Genomic DNA, 14,986 nt, shown 5'->3' with positions numbered 1-14,986 from the left:
GACTCCACCGCTTCGGTCTGGGCAGAGGCTGGAGCGGGTTGGGGTGGAGCTGGCGGCACAAATTGCTGCGACGCTGCTTTCACAGGGGGAGAATCGATCGCCGGAGCGGCTTCACGGGTCTCTATCCCGGTTTCGCTGACGCTTTTACTTGAATCAGCCCGGCTGAAATCAAAACCGTTTTCGCCCACCGGAGCCTCGATTCCTCCTGCCGGGGGCTGCGAAGCGATCGACTGCGCCCCTCCCTCCTGAAGCGACAAAAGATATCGGCGCGTTTGCTCCAACACCTGACGCTGCTGCACTGCATCGGCGGACATTATCCAGGGCAACCGGGGAGCCGTTTTGCTAAGCACCTCATCAATTTCCTGGATCAGCGATTCAATTTGCGCTTTCTGAGCAGTCACGGGTTCACTTCCTGTCAAGTAGCAGTCATTGAGGAACGGGATTTTTGTTGCTTCAATCCTAGCGTCAGGGTTCCCCCAGCGTCGCAAACTGTTACGTCAGGGAAAGACTGTGGGTGGATTGTAGCAAGCTTGTCTGAAGAAGTTTTACTAGAAGTGACAGGAAACTCGCAGAAATTGAGTGAGACCGATACAAAAATTAATTTAGAGTGGGGCTAAGTAGGGAGATAAGAAGTGGAGTAGAGAGGCAAAGAATAAATCAGAAATAAGGGAAGGGGAAACAGAATAAACCTCTGTCAAGACAGTAAAGGAAGACGAAGCATTTGCTCGAGAGCTGTGTTTTCCCCTCATCGCCTTATCCCTATATCCCTTATCTCCCCATGCCCTCATCCCCAAAACCAAGATAACCACGTGGAGTAATCATCCAGTTCTCGTGAAGGCAGGTGCTGCGGTTACCGATCAGAACGGTGGTGAGCATATCGATCGCTTCAGGCTTCAGTTCACTTAAAGTCGTCAGCGTAATCTGTTCTTCGGGGCGATAAACCGATCGCACAATCGCAACCGGGGTTTCGGGGGGACGGTGTTGCAAAAAGATTTGCTGGGCGATCGTCATTTGCTGAGTGCGGCTTTGCGATCGGGGATTGTAGAGGGCAGTGACGAAATCGGCTTGGGCAGCAGCAGTCAACCGTTGCTCGATCACAGCCCAGGGGGTGAGCAGATCGCTGAGGCTAATAGCGCAAAAATCGTGCATCAGGGGCGCGCCGACTCTAGAAGCAACGGACTGAAGGGCGGTAATGCCGGGGAAAACCTGCACGTTCGGTGTTTTGCCATCCCAGCCGCCTGCCCTGAGCTGCTCTAGCACCAGACCTGCCATGCCGTAGATGCCGCAGTCACCTGAAGAAATTACGGCAACCGTTAGACCCCATTGTGCCAGGTCGATCGCCCGTTCGGCGCGCTGGCGTTCCTGAGTAATGGGCAGTGTTTCCACAATTTGCCCCGGACGCAAAAGCGATCGCACGAGATCCACATAAAGACCATAGCCAATGACGGCATCTGCCTGGGTAATTGCCGCCTGTGCTGCCGGAGTGATTTGATTGAGCTCACCAGGACCGATGCCTACGAGCCAGAGTTGTCCGGTACGCCCGACATATTCTCGTTCTGCCTGGGCGATCGCAACAGTGACTGCTCCAGGCTGTCCTTCCTGACGCACAACCTTTTTGGTGACGCGCAGCCGCTCGACAGGTTGAGCAGAATCCGAAAGACCTTCACTGGCGAGAATTGCCGCTGCTTCAGACACGCTGGGCGTTCCCACTTCGGCATCCACGATCGCAGAAGGCGTTGGAACCTCGATCGATCGCAGGGCTTCGGCAGAAAAACAGCGCAGTGCCCACTGGCGATCGCAGCACAGTTCCAGAATGCCTGCTTCGTCGGATTTGAGATCGATTGTGGCAATTCCGGCGATCGAGCCTTCTGCCAGATGCGCTGCACGACAAGCTTCCTGAATCGCAAACTCAATCAGCGATCGAGAAGTCCCCCGCTCACAGCCCACGCCCACCCACAGCACACGCGGATGCCACTGCACCTTGGGAAAATCTGACTCTGGGGCAAAGCGTCGCTGAATCGGACTGATCCAGATGCGCCCGTCTGGGCGTTCTCCTGCCCGATCGCTGGCTTCAAACACAAACGGATGTCCCTCTGGAAGCTGCTGCCATAGCGTTGAGCCTGCCTCCTGGATCACCTGCACCCGTCCCTGACGCGCGACTGCCGCACTGATACCCGTCCAGTCACCGCTGCCTTTCTGCCAGCCAAAGGGCAAACCCAGCACATCCACCCCCGGCAGATTAAGATCGGTTGCGCCCCCGGTCAGAATCGGCGCTGCCTGAAGCAAAGGCGCGATCGTCCGCGTCAGGCGATCGGCTCCGCCCTGATGCCCCCCGCTGAGGCTAATGACATGGCCTGCCCCATCAACCACCACCACTGCCGGGTCACGGGTTTTGTCCTGCACCAACGGCGCAATCAAGCGCACTACTGCCCCGATCGCCAGATAAAATACCAGCGCTCCATGCGTTTGCCACAGCAGCGGCAGCATTTCCCGCAGCGACTCTCCATAGGATTTCACAAACGGCGAATTTGTCTCACTCGCCAACCCCGGAGTAACGTAAAGCGTCACTTCCCCCGTTTCCCATAGCGGCTTGAGTCTCTGAACCGCCTGCGGGGTGGTGGCAACAGCAGCAATCGGAGCAAATTGTTTTAGGAGGGGCGATCGATCGGTCACAGTTCTATCGAGAGAGCTAACCGAACCATTGAAACACAAGAACTCTCTATTCTGCTCAACGATTACCGCTTTGGGAAACAGCGAAGCGATCGACCTGCACTCCCCCCAACCCCTCACCTACCTACCTACTCTCTAAAACCTCCGCCCCAACAACCGCTGCTTCACCCCATCTGCAATCTTCTGCCCCAAATACTCAGGAATCAAATTCTCGTTCGGACCCAAAAGGTAGAGAATCAGGCGAGTCCGCCCCCGCCAGACCAATAAATTTGCATTTACCACCAGCAGATCTTCCTGCCAGATGGCGTACATCACCTTATAAAAAAGCCCGGGCTGGTTGTCTGCCTCGATCAGCAAGGCAGGCAGGTGGAACACCGGATCGACATAAAACTCGGTTTCGACCTGCTCCAAGCCTGCATCCAGGTTGAACTCAACCGCCAGCATTTCTTCAACTTCAAACCGCCCTGCCAGCGTTTCGCGGATTGCCCGACTGACGTTTTCTGCGGTTTTGTCGGTGAGGGCTTTGCCGCCTCGCGAAATCACCAGCTTGATAAAAACCAGCATGGGCGGATCAACCTGCCCATAGAGACTAAGGCTATGAATTGTCAGCCCATACGCCGCCAGGACACCAAAAATATCGCTCAGCAAAAAGGATTGATTGCGGTAGGCAAAATGCAGCGCGCTTTTACTTCCTTCTGGGCTGAGCTCGATCACTGCCTGCCGAGTTTTAAACAACTGGTAGGCAAGCCGCAAATTTTGAAGCTGGATCTCACTGCTGACAAACTGCTCATAAAACTGAGGAAACGATCGATTAAATCGCTTTAAGAGTTCTAGGGTGGACGACTTTAAACCCGGAGCCATACCGTTTGGTTGAGAGTAGTGAATCACAAAAAACAGCAATCGCGGTATGGATAGACGCACGAATTGCCCCAGCTTTATCTTCTGATCCCAGCGTTCCCGGATTCCTGAAGATTTATTCAGACCGATCGCCCAGACACGAATGGAATCTAAAGATACGCACTATACTAACTATTACTGCGATCAAACCTGTACTACTTTCACCGCGCTTACATGGGTTTCTGGAAAAGCCTGTTTAGCACTTCTGACGCTGCCTCATCACAACCCACTGAAATAGAAGGACAGGGAACGCCCGGTGTCATGATTGGCAATTCCCGCGTTTTTTTTAGCACCGATCGAGAAATCGACCTGTACGAACTCGAAGAACTTTGTGATGCGGTGGGCTGGTCTCGCCGTCCCCTTCGTAAAGTCAAAAAAGCAATTCAGCACAGCTTCCTTGTGGTTTCCATGTGGGAGCAGCGCGGCGCACAAAAACGGTTAGTCGGATTTGCACGGGCAACTTCAGACCACGCCTTCAACGCCACAATCTGGGATGTGGTCGTCCACCCTGACTTTCAGGGCAAGGGGCTGGGCAAGGCACTGATGCGCCAGATGATCAAAAAACTGCGGAGCGAAGACATCAGCAACATTACCCTGTTTGCCGACCCCCATGTGGTTGAGTTCTACCGGGGTTTGGGCTTTATGTCTGACCCGGAAGGCATCAAGGGGATGTTCTGGTATCCCGACTAGGCGCGGACTAAGCGCGATTGGGCTTCGCGAACTGCTTTGCTTGCTCGATCCAGGTCGAAAGCTGTCCCAAAGAGGGACAAAGATCCTGTCGCCGCAGATTTGCGACCTGGAGCCGCATAATTAGCCGCTGCAATCGGGGAAGGGGCATTTCGGCAAGCTGATCGACCGAGCTAATGCCTGCATGAAGCAGCAAGCCGCAAAACTGACAGCCGATCGCCGGAATTCTCGACAAATCTGCCAGGGCTGCCCATTTATTGACGTGCTGAAGATGAATTTGCAGGCGCGTGGCAAGCTCCTGTCGTTGTCTGGGGGTGCGGGTCTGCTGAAAAAGCTGGCGCGTGGTTTCAATGCCTTGCGCTTGCAGGTGCGAGCAATTTTCGGCGCTGAGTCCGGGAAGCTGATCGATCGCCCAATCACTTGCGCGTCCGGGGCGAAAAGGAGAAGGAATCATGGCTTAAAAATTTAAGGAGATGGGGGTTGAGAACCGTCGGGCGGCAGATCGGGATCAGAAATTGTAATACTGACCGTAAAGCTAGTTGCAGTGGGAGACAGGACATCGACTTGATAAGCCCCTGCTTCAGTGATTCGTCCCTGCCAATTCACAATTCGTTCCGCATCGGGGATGGGTTGACCATTTGGATAACGAATATTTAGTGTGACAGCGATCCCGTCTACGACCGCCGCACTTAGCACCTGTCCGGGCTGTACTTCCACAACATAGCGTTTAATCACCGCTTCACTCGCCCGATCGCTTAGAGTCAGCGGAGTGCCTACCGTCGGATTCACCGGAATCGTTTCGATCGTTGGCTCAACCGGAGAAGGACTGGGCGAGGGACTGGGCGAAGGTTCGGGAGCGGGAACGGGCTGAAGGCTGAGATTGAGCTTGAAGTTACTTTGAGCTACACCCTGCACCGGACTGAGCTGCACCGCATATTCCCCGCTCACCGGAAGGCTGCCCTGCCAGGACAACACACGATCAGCGCGATCGTCTGCGGGTTGGCGATCGGGAGCCAGGACACTGAGCAGCATTCCCTCGCCTTCCAGAGCCGCCGTGAGAGCTTGCCCCTGCTCTGCCGGAAACAGATAGGTCGCGACATCGTTTGCCTTCAGGTTGCCCTCTAGCACACGGGTTTCGCCTGTAGCCGGTAGCTCAATGCGCTGGCTATATTCCACCGGAGTCGGGCTGGGCGTGGGAGTAGCAGTGGGTGAGGCGGTCGCCGTAGGGGCAATGGTCGGCGATGGCTGTGGCGGCTGAGAGCTGTTGAGAACCGCACTGACGATCGCCCAGGCAGCAATTCCGGTCACGGTTGCCAGCGCTAGCCCCATGCCAATCAGCGCGAGGGGATTTTCCCAGGCAGAAGACCCGACAGGCTGCGGAATCGCTCGTCCACCCCGGTTTGGCTGCGGTGCAGCAGTTTGATAATTGGAGGTTTGATAGTTGGTGGTGGGTTCCAGGGGGCGACCAACGGCGATCGTGCGAACCTGAGAAACGTTTGGAGCGGGGGGCGGGGTTGGGGTGGCAGGCTGGGTGGGGCGATAGGTAGGGGGAGTTGGGACAGAGGGGGGTGAGGGAGGGCTGCTTTGTGGAGGGGGAGTCGAGAGGGTCGAGGGTTGAATTACGGTTGCGGGGTTGGCGAACGTCTGGAGTGCCTGGGCGACTTCGGCGGCAGACTGGTAGCGATCGCCCGGTCGATAGCTCAGCATCCGGTTAATGATCTGCACTAAGCCGGGACTCACTTTTGCCCAGGGTTGCCAGTTCCAGGCAAGGGTGCGATCGTCAAACAAATCCTGCGGTTCGCGTCCGGTCAGCAGCACGACAGAGGTGACTGCCAGCGCATAGAGATCGCTGCTGGGATAGGCGCGTCCGGTCTGCATTTGCTCGATCGGTGCATAGCCCAGTTTGCCCACCGTCGTCGGCGAAACGGTTTCGGCGGCTTGCTCTAGTGCCTGAACGCGGGTGACGATTTCTTTCACCACGCCAAAATCGATCAGCACGGGCAGCCCATCCGTCTGACGCAGAATAATATTATCGGGCGCAATGTCCCGATGAATAATGCCTTTGCTGTGAATATGAGCCAGCACGGGCAGCAGATTCAAAATGAGCTGAAGCACTTCTGCTTCTGAAAAAGCTCTACCCTGAGCGCGGCGATCGCTGAGCAGGGTGCGATAAGTCTTGCCATCCACATAGTCTTGCACGAGAAACAGCCGCGCATTTTCCTCAAAGGTGGCGCGAAACTGCGGAATCTGAGGATGGCTGATTTGATAGAGAATCGCCGCCTCGCGCTGAAACAGCTCCTTTGACTTACTGAGGGCGTAGTCGCTGCCGTGGGGTGCAATAAATTCTTTCAGGGCACAGCGTTCGTTAAATCGTCCCTGATCTTCTGCTAGATAGGTACGTCCAAAGCCGCCCTGTCCCAAAATGCTGAGGACGCGATAGCGATTTTGTAAAACAGTTCCAGCCGAGATCGGGAGCTGCATGACCGAGGACTCACCCCTTAACCGAGAGTAGCCATTTACCAGGCGTGATCAGTCGATAACAGAACAGAGAAATCCGTATCGAGGCATCTCATCATAGCAAAAGAAACTTCTGGGTGCTGCTCCGCGTCAGATTCCAGGATAAGCCGCAACCAAGACAGCTCGACGTGGTAAACTTTGCGAGTCTTAAAGTCTGAAGGCTGATATTAAGCCCCAGCGTTTTATCCCTGTTTATCTCTGTGTTTCGGGTCTGCATCTTTCCGGTCGGCGGAAGTGACGCAGTCCGATCGTTCACCCCACTCATTGATTCCCAGAAAGATGCCTGTATCTCGCTTTTCTTCCAATCGTGCCCCCCTGATCCAAGATGCCGATGCGGAGACGCTTGCTAGACTGCCCGCCGCAGAGGATCTGCTGAGCGATGAGGAGCGCGATCTGCTTGTCGCCCAACCCCTGGCAACGAAACCTCCCAGCCCTCCCGGTATTACTCTGATTGGAACCCAACGTGACGATGTACTGCGCGGTAGTGACAACGCCGATCGCATTGAAGGACGGGCAGGCGACGATCGCCTCTTCGGTGAAGGCTCGGATGATGAGCTGCTCGGAGGCACTGACAACGATCGCATTTTTGGTGGACGGCGGGACGATCGCCTCTCTGGCGAAGCTGGACGCGATCGGCTGGTGGGCAATCAGGGAGACGATCAGCTCCTGGGCGGCAGCGATGCAGATGATCTGCGCGGCAATGCGGGCAATGATTTGCTGCAAGGCGGAACGAGTCCCGATACCCTATCTGGAGGGAGGGGCAGCGATCGACTGTTTGGGCAGGGCGCGAGAGATGTGCTGCTGGGCGGACGCGGTGATGACCTGATCGTGGGCGGACTGGAACGCGATCGCATGAGTGGCGGCGGTGGAAGCAATCGCTTTGCTTACAATTCATTCGAGGATCGGGGCGATACGATCGTGGATTTCGATCGCCGTCGCGATGTGCTGGATCTGAGCCGTCTGTTCCAGGGCGACGATTTCACCAGCTCTGATAAATTTGAGGACTATGTAATTGTCGTGCTCGAGGATGAGGATGTCACAATCATCCGGGTGGACGCAGACGGCAATGGCAGCGACGCACCCTTCAAAACGCTGGTAACGCTGGAGAACGTGGAGTTTGATGATATCGAGCGGCGGAATTTCGTGTTTTAGGGAACTGCACTTTAATGCTCGTTAACTCTAATGCTCATTAACTTTAATCCTGATTGAATTTAATGGGCAATTTGTACCCTGATTGCAGACTTAAGCGTTGATCAACCGTGATCGCTCCTGAATTTCATCAAGCGTTGCGCTGGGAATGGCGCGAATGAGCTGGCGGGTGTAGTCGCGGGTCGGGCTAGTATAGATTTGGTCAGCCGTGCCAATTTCTTCGATCTTGCCCTGGTTCATCACCATAATGCGATCGCTCACGAACTTGACCACGCTCAGATCGTGCGAAATAAAAATGTAGGTCAATCCAAAATCTTGCTGAAGGTCTTTGAGCAGGTTAAGCACCTGTGCCTGCACCGAGACATCCAGCGCAGAAACCGACTCGTCGCAGATAATAAAGCGTGGATTGCAGGTGAGCGTCCGGGCAATGCAGATCCGCTGCTGCTGTCCGCCGGAAAACTCGTGGGGCATTCGGCTCATTGCGCTTTCGTCTAAGCCGACTCGTTCCAGGAGAGCTACCGCTTTTTGGTAACGTTCCTGATGGCTATGACCGATATGGTGAATCATCATCGGTTCAATCAGGGCAGAGCCAATACTCTGGCGCGGGTCCATTGAGCCGTAGGGGTTCTGGAAAACAATTTGCATTTCCTGGCGCAGTTTTCGCAGCTCGGACTCGTTGAGCTGAAACACCGATTTGCCGTCAAACATTACTTCGCCTGCGGTCGGTTCTACTAAGCGCAAAAGAACACGGCTCAGCGTCGATTTACCGCAGCCCGACTCGCCGACTAAACCGAGCGTTTCCCCCGGATATACATCAAAGCTGACATCATCGACTGCATTAAAGAAAGTCTTGCGACCAAACAAGCCTGATCGCACCGGATAACTTTTGCTTAAATGGTGGACAGACAGCAGGGGCAATCGCTGAATTAATTGCTGATAGCGATCGGCTTGCTCGGCAGCAGAGACAGGCGTAAAGCGCGGATTATTATCGATGACGCTGCGCGGCCGGGGTTCAATTTGAACTGTGCCCTCTGGAGTCGCTTTTACCTGCATAAAATCAGAAACCGTGGGCAGCCGATGCAGGCGACATTCGGGCGTGGGGCGACAATTGAGTAAGCCTTTGGTGTACGGGTGCTGAGGCTGGGCAAACAAATTGTAGGCGTTAGCGACTTCCACCACCTTGCCGCGATACATCACGACGACGCGATCGGCAACTTCAGACACCACGCCCATATCATGGGTCACAAACAGCACCGACATCTGACGGTGAGAGCGAATTTCGCGCAGTAGCTCCAGAATTGTTGCTTGAATGGTGACATCCAGTGCAGTTGTGGGTTCGTCTGCGATCAGCAGCGCCGGGTTGCCGCTGAGTGCCATTGCGATCATGACGCGCTGAATTTGTCCGCCCGAAAGCTGGTGCGGATAGCGTTCCATCATCGCTTCGGGTTCCGGCAGCTTCACTTCGCGGAACAGATCGATCGCCTGCCGATGGGCTTCCTCCTCGGAAACAGGACTGTGTAGCCGAATCGCTTCCACCACCTGAGAGCCGCAGGTATAAACCGGGTTGAGCGAAGTCATTGGCTCCTGAAAAATCATGGCTATTTGTCCGCCCCGGTAAGCCCGGCGATCGTCCGGTGGCAAGCTCAACAGATTCACGGGAGCCGCATTTCGATTCGGATTCTGAAACCAGATTTCGCCGCGCAACTGAGCAGTGGGAACCAGTAGCCCCATAATTGCCAGCGACGTGACCGATTTCCCCGACCCTGACTCGCCAACCACGCAAACGGTCTCTCCCGGCATTAGTTGAAAAGAGACATCTTGAACAGCAGGAATCAAATCTTTTTCCTGCCGAAAATCAACAGACAAATTGCGAATATCAAGAATCGGAGTGGACATAGAGATTTAGAGTAAAAGACTTAGAGTAAAAGACAAAATAAACGATTAGACCTGTCAGGAAATCACAAGATTTAATACTCTCTTAACATTAACAAAAGAGCGATTTCGACAGGAATTCTAATCTGCAAGCAGATACAATACTGTTAGAGATCTATCTTTTGAAAGAGATATTTCTCCCTGGTGAATGTGAGATTCTATCGACAAGCCTGAATTCCTTAACCAACCTGCCTTACCAGGAAATTCGCTTACAGTAATAGCCTAACGCAAGCCTAACGCACCAGTTTTCGTTTAATTATTGCTAAAAATTAAGCTGGGTTTGAGCTTACGGCATACTGGTAAAAGCAGATTGAAAGTAAATTGAAAGCAGATTGGATGGGGTGTTGCGATCGTCCCTCAATCGTTCCAGTAAACTGATGCTTTTGTAACAAATTGTCAGTTTAATGGGGCAAGACCTTAAAAAAATATCTGCAATTTAGACTGACGTGAATCGCAGTCGCTACTGTTTTTAGGTGTATCAAATTTTAGGTATATCAAATTTGCTTAGGGTTGCTTAGGTTCGGCTTTGTGTTTTGAGAACGCTTGAGATAATACAACGCCTTTCGGCAGGATTTTACTTTCTATGATTGGGCGACTTAAACGAGGGTGGCTTGCCCTTTTTGCTTTAGCCGCTACCGTGACCGTAACGCTTTCTAACTGCGGGACGGCTCCCCCTCAAACTGCTGCAAATCCGGCTGCGAATCCAGGGGGCAGTCCTGCCGCCGACGCCAGTACGCTTGTGTTTGGCTCGGTTGGTGATCCCGTAACGCTGGAATCGGGCAACATTACCGATGGTTATTCGGTCGTGGTGCAGCAGCAGATCTACGATCGCCTGCTAGATGCCCAACCGGGGACAACCGAGCTGGTTCCGGCACTGGCAACGGAATACTCCGCTTCCCCAGACGGACGCACCTGGACGTTTAAGCTGCGCGAAGGCGTGACTTTCCACGATGGCACTCCCTTTAATGCTGAAGCCGTCCGCGCCAATGTCAATCGCTGGTGGGACGAGCAAGACCCGCTTGGATTCCGCAATGCAGGCAAAACCTTTGAAACCTGGGTCAGCCTGTTTGGCGGATTCAAAGGATCGCCCGATTCACTGCTACAAGACATGAAAGTGGTGGATGACACAACGCTTCAGTTTGTCTTGAAAGAGCCGTTTGCAGCATTTCCCGCAGCGATCGCCTCTGGCTATTTCGGCATTGCCAGCCTGGACGCGATTAAAGCAGCAGGCGCAGACTATGGCATTGCGGGAGCTCCGGCAGTGGGAACGGGTCCGTTTAAGCTAAAAGAATGGCGCACGGGCGATCGGGTGGTTCTAGAAAAGAATCCCAATTACTGGCAGGCAGGCTTACCGAAGGCAAATCAGGTTGTGTTTCGCACCATCAAAGAAGCCTCTTCGCGACTGGCAGAACTTCGGGCAGGCACGATCGACTTTTCCGAAAACCTCTCGCCCCAGCAGCGGCAGGAAATTCAGAGCGATCCCAATCTAAAGGAATTGCGTCGTCCTTCGTTTAACACGGGCTATCTGGCACTCAACCCCAGCTATGAGCCGTTGGCAAAAAAAGAAGTGCGGCAGGCAATCGCGATGGCGATCGATCGCAAGCAGTTAGTGGAGGCGTTCTGGTCGGGTCTGGCAACCACGGACGCACACTTTACGCCCCCCTCAATGCGGGAATTCCAGGATGCTAGCCTGGGCGACTACGAGTACAACCCGGACAAAGCGAAAAAGATGCTGGCAGATGCAGGCTATCCCAACGGCTTTGACCTGGAACTGTGGTATCCCGCGATTAACGGCGCATCCTTTCCCAACCCAAAACCGACTGCCGAAGCAATGGCAGCAGAACTGAGTTCGATCGGCATCCGCGTTCAGCTCAACACCAAAGACTGGGCAGGCTACCTTGCCGATCGCCTTAACCCCCCCGGATATCAGGCGTTCCTGCTGGGCTGGACGGGTGACTACGGCGATCCCGATAACTTCCTTTATCCCCACTTTGGCAAAGGCTCCACAACCGACATCGGCAACTGGAAAAACGATCGCGTCTTCAGCCTGCTGAGCCAGGCACGGACAACCGCCAACACTGCAGATCGGGTAAAGCTGTACGCCGAAGTCGATCGCATTTTGTTTGAGGAAGCGGTGCGGCTGCCGATCGTCCACTCCGAACCGCTGCTAGCACAGCGATCGAACCTGGTTGGCTGGACACCAAGCCCGTTTGGCTCAGAACCCTGGGCGGCAATTACCAAGCAGTAAATTTCACCTGATTTTTTACTTGATAAGGACAAACGCATGATCCAACGATTTAAACGATGGCAGGCAGCATTGATTGTCCTCACGGCTGCCCTGACCGTTACCCTCTCGAACTGCGCGACTCAGCAGCCCACTGCAACTTCTGGCGCAGGCAGCCCAGCAGCCCAAACGTCAGAGGCCAGCACACTGGTCTTCGGCTCAGGCGGTGATCCGGCAAATTTGGAACCGGGCAACATTGAGGACGGCAACTCGATCTATGTGCAGCACCAGATCTACGATCGCCTGCTCGACTACAAACCCGGCACCACCGAGCTGGAACCTGCCCTGGCAACCGAATATGCTTCGCCCGACAACGGCAAAACCTGGACGTTTAAGCTGCGCGAGGGCGTGACTTTCCACGACGGCACTCCGTTGAATGCTGAAGCCGTTCGCTTTAACTTCAATCGCTGGTGGGATCCTCAAGATCCCCAGGGCTTCCGCAACGCAGGCAAAACCTATGCAGTGTGGGAAGGACTATTTGGCGGCTACAAAGGCAGCGATGCCTCGATTCTCAGAGACATCAAGGTTGTGGATGATTCTACAATCCAGTTTGTTCTCAATCAGCCATTTGCCGCCTTTCCGGCAGCGATCGCCTCTGGCTACTTTGGCATTGCCAGCCCGGATGCGATCAAGAAAGCAGGTGCAGACTACGGCATTGCAGGCGCACAGGCAGTCGGCACGGGTCCGTATGTGTTCAAAGAATGGCGCACGGGCGATCGCATTCTGTTGACCCGAAATCCCAACTACTGGAAGTCTGGTTTCCCGAAAGAAGATACTCTTGTCTTTCGCTTTATCAAAGAGCCTTCGGCACGTTTAGCCGAACTGCGCGCAGGCAACATTGACTTCACTGTGGATATCGCGCCGGATCAGCTCAACGAACTAAAATCTGACACCAACCTGACCGAAGTTCGTCGTCCCCCGTTCAACGTCGGCTATCTGGCACTCAACCCCAGCTATGAGCCGTTGGCGAAAAAAGAAGTGCGGCAGGCGATCGCGATGGCAATCAGCAAACAGCCGATCGTCGATGCTTTCTGGTCGGGACTGGCAACCACCGACGCGCATTTCACACCCCCGTCGCTGAAGAACTTCCAGGATGCCAGCCTCAAGGACTTTGAGTATAACCCCGATAAAGCTAAGCAAATGCTCGCCGCCGCAGGCTATCCGAACGGCTTTGATCTGGAACTGTGGTACATGCCTGTGTCTCGCCCTTATTTCCCCACGCCGAAACCGATCGCCGAAGCAATCGCGTCTGACCTGAGTACGCTGGGTATCCGGGTCAAGCTGAATACAAAAGACTGGGCGGCTTATCTAGACGATCGCCTCAAGCCACCGGGCTATCAAGCCTATATGCTGGGCTGGACGGGTGACTACGGCGATCCCGATAACTTCCTCTACTACCACTTCGGCAAAGGCGGCACCAAGGACATCGGCAACTGGCAAAACCCCCAGGTCTTCCGACTCCTCGATCAGGCACGCCAAACCGCAGACCAGACACAGCGGGCTAAACTCTACGGCGAAGCGGAAAAACTCATTGCCGACGAAGCCGTCCGCGTCCCGATCGTTCACTCAGAACCTTTGAACGCTCAGCGAGCGAATGTCAACGGTTGGTCACCGAGTCCACTGGGTTCAGAGTCGTTTGAAACTGTAGAGAAGAGCTAAAGAGGTGAATGGGTGGATGGGTGAATGAGTAGATGGGAGGTGAGGGAGTGAGACATCAGGGAGTTGTGCCGCCCGTATTCCTGGCAATATTGGACAGAACAAAAAGCAACTCAGCCCCACTTAACCTCTACCCCAACCTGCGATCGCATCTAACACTCCATCCAGCCACCCACTCCCCGACCCCTCCACTCACCTAACCTCCCGACCCCTCCACCCTGCTCCCCCAAATGCTCCGCTACATTGCCAAACGCCTCCTCGATCTGTTTCCTGTTCTTTTGGGCATCACGCTCCTCGTCTTCCTCTTCCTTCAGCTCATTCCTGGCGATCCGGCGATCGTTCTTCTGGGTCAACGGGCATCGCCGGATCAGATTGAGGCACTGCGGGAGCGGCTAGGACTGAATCAGCCTTTGCCGGTGCAGTATCTTGCCTTTCTGGGTCGCCTGATTCGGTTTGACCTGGGCAGAAGCATTATTAGCGGCATTCCGATTACTCAGGAAATTGCTACCCGCTTTCCGGCGACGTTTGAGCTGTCGCTCGCGGCGATGATTGTGGCGATCGTCCTCGGCGTTCCGGCGGGAATTATTGCAGCCGTGCGGAAAAATGGCTGGATCGATAACATCGCCATGAGTACATCGCTGTTGGGCGTGTCGATGCCTGTGTACTGGCTGGGGCTGCTGCTGGTGTATCTGTTTGCGGTAAATTTGCAGCTTTTGCCGCCAAGCGGTCGTTTGGGCGTTGCCGTCGATCTTCAGCCAATTACCGGATTTTATTTAATTGACTCGCTGCTGCGGCTCAACTTTCGTGCCTTTAGCGATGTCGTCGCGCATTTAATTCTGCCTGCAATCACGCTAGGCACAATCCCCTTAGCGATTATTGCCCGGATTACCCGCAGTGCCATGCTGGAAGTGCTGTCGCAGGACTACATTCGCACTGCCAGAGCAAAAGGACTCATGGAACGCTGGGTGATCAATAAACACGCGCTAAAAAATGCCCTGCTACCTGTGGTCACGATCGTCGGCTTACAGTTTGGCACTTTGCTCAGCGGCGCAATTCTCACCGAAACGATCTTTTCATGGCCCGGTTTAGGTTCCTGGATTTATAACGGCATTCTCACCCGTGATTATCCGGTTGTTCAGGGAGGCGTTGTGTTTGTGGCGATCGTCTTTGTACTCATTAATCTTTTAGTTGATA

11 protein-coding genes are annotated in these 14,986 nt (G+C 54.4%); 5 read left to right on the top strand and 6 right to left on the bottom strand.

The genetic code is table 11. From position 1 onward, the window contains the following. From H6F80_RS07730 to H6F80_RS07720, 3 genes are all read right to left on the bottom strand, one after another. A partial coding sequence (locus tag H6F80_RS07730) for a hypothetical protein (protein WP_199296437.1) occupies positions 1-401 on the bottom strand: 401 nt, incomplete at its 3' end. 367 nt (positions 402-768) lie between these two features. Next, a complete protein-coding gene (cobJ, locus tag H6F80_RS07725; protein ID WP_190791003.1) occupies positions 769-2,673 on the bottom strand; it encodes a precorrin-3B C(17)-methyltransferase in 1,905 nt (634 codons plus the stop codon). Between the two features lie 132 nt (positions 2,674-2,805). Next, positions 2,806-3,591 (bottom strand): hypothetical protein, encoded by a 786-nt coding sequence (locus H6F80_RS07720; protein ID WP_518523540.1) that lies wholly within the window; start codon positions 3,589-3,591, stop codon positions 2,806-2,808. 150 nt (positions 3,592-3,741) lie between these two features. On the opposite strand from H6F80_RS07720, the gene H6F80_RS07715 reads away from it, so the two are divergent. Beyond that, on the top strand, positions 3,742-4,257 hold the full coding sequence (locus tag H6F80_RS07715; RefSeq protein ID WP_190791002.1) for a GNAT family N-acetyltransferase: 516 nt from the start codon (positions 3,742-3,744) through the stop codon (positions 4,255-4,257). A 7-nt stretch (positions 4,258-4,264) separates the two neighbouring features. Here the strand turns inward: H6F80_RS07715 and H6F80_RS07710 are convergent, their stop codons facing one another. Both H6F80_RS07710 and H6F80_RS07705 read right to left on the bottom strand, forming a co-directional pair. Then, positions 4,265-4,708: a DUF4332 domain-containing protein gene (locus H6F80_RS07710; protein ID WP_190791001.1), complete on the bottom strand. Its 444-nt coding sequence runs from the start codon at positions 4,706-4,708 to the stop codon at positions 4,265-4,267. Positions 4,709-4,719: 11 nt separating this feature from the next. Beyond that, positions 4,720-6,735 carry a serine/threonine-protein kinase gene (locus H6F80_RS07705; protein WP_190791000.1) on the bottom strand — a complete coding sequence of 672 codons (2,016 nt, stop codon included), beginning with the start codon at positions 6,733-6,735 and terminating at the stop codon, positions 4,720-4,722. 315 nt (positions 6,736-7,050) lie between these two features. On the opposite strand from H6F80_RS07705, the gene H6F80_RS07700 reads away from it, so the two are divergent. Then, positions 7,051-7,923, top strand: a complete 873-nt coding sequence (locus H6F80_RS07700; protein ID WP_190790999.1) for a type I secretion C-terminal target domain-containing protein — start codon at positions 7,051-7,053, stop codon at positions 7,921-7,923. Positions 7,924-8,013: 90 nt separating this feature from the next. Here the strand turns inward: H6F80_RS07700 and H6F80_RS07695 are convergent, their stop codons facing one another. Beyond that, positions 8,014-9,816 carry an ABC transporter ATP-binding protein gene (locus tag H6F80_RS07695; RefSeq protein WP_190790998.1) on the bottom strand — a complete coding sequence of 601 codons (1,803 nt, stop codon included), beginning with the start codon at positions 9,814-9,816 and terminating at the stop codon, positions 8,014-8,016. 619 nt (positions 9,817-10,435) lie between these two features. Between H6F80_RS07695 and H6F80_RS07690 the strand changes: the two genes are divergently transcribed. The 3 genes from H6F80_RS07690 to H6F80_RS07680 form a co-directional block, all read left to right on the top strand. Then, entirely contained in the window at positions 10,436-12,100 is a 1,665-nt protein-coding gene (locus tag H6F80_RS07690; protein ID WP_190790997.1) for an ABC transporter substrate-binding protein, read from the top strand. Between the two features lie 36 nt (positions 12,101-12,136). Beyond that, the gene (locus H6F80_RS07685; protein ID WP_190790996.1) at positions 12,137-13,795 is read left to right on the top strand and encodes an ABC transporter substrate-binding protein; all 1,659 of its coding nucleotides are present in this window, start codon (positions 12,137-12,139) and stop codon (positions 13,793-13,795) included. A gap of 227 nt (positions 13,796-14,022) precedes the next feature. Next, positions 14,023-14,986, top strand: a 964-nt coding sequence (locus tag H6F80_RS07680) for an ABC transporter permease (RefSeq protein WP_190790995.1), incomplete at its 3' end; no start/stop codon positions are given.

Source organism: Leptolyngbya sp. FACHB-711 (assembly GCF_014695615.1).
GTDB lineage: Bacteria > Cyanobacteriota > Cyanobacteriia > Elainellales > Elainellaceae > Leptolyngbya_A.
The sequence above is the reverse complement of the archived record's forward strand: the minus strand, read 5'-3'. Positions and strand labels throughout refer to the sequence as shown.

What these genes read in the sequence shown, in the direction of transcription:
- H6F80_RS07715 (WP_190791002.1), top strand. Translation starts at nt 3,742, where the DNA reads ATGGGTTTCTGGAAAAGCCTGTTTAGCACTTCTGACGCTGCCTCATCA.
- H6F80_RS07710 (WP_190791001.1), bottom strand. Translation starts at nt 4,708, where the DNA reads ATGATTCCTTCTCCTTTTCGCCCCGGACGCGCAAGTGATTGGGCGATC.
- H6F80_RS07705 (WP_190791000.1), bottom strand. Translation starts at nt 6,735, where the DNA reads ATGCAGCTCCCGATCTCGGCTGGAACTGTTTTACAAAATCGCTATCGC.
- H6F80_RS07700 (WP_190790999.1), top strand. Translation starts at nt 7,051, where the DNA reads ATGCCTGTATCTCGCTTTTCTTCCAATCGTGCCCCCCTGATCCAAGAT.
- H6F80_RS07695 (WP_190790998.1), bottom strand. Translation starts at nt 9,816, where the DNA reads ATGTCCACTCCGATTCTTGATATTCGCAATTTGTCTGTTGATTTTCGG.
- H6F80_RS07690 (WP_190790997.1), top strand. Translation starts at nt 10,436, where the DNA reads ATGATTGGGCGACTTAAACGAGGGTGGCTTGCCCTTTTTGCTTTAGCC.
- H6F80_RS07685 (WP_190790996.1), top strand. Translation starts at nt 12,137, where the DNA reads ATGATCCAACGATTTAAACGATGGCAGGCAGCATTGATTGTCCTCACG.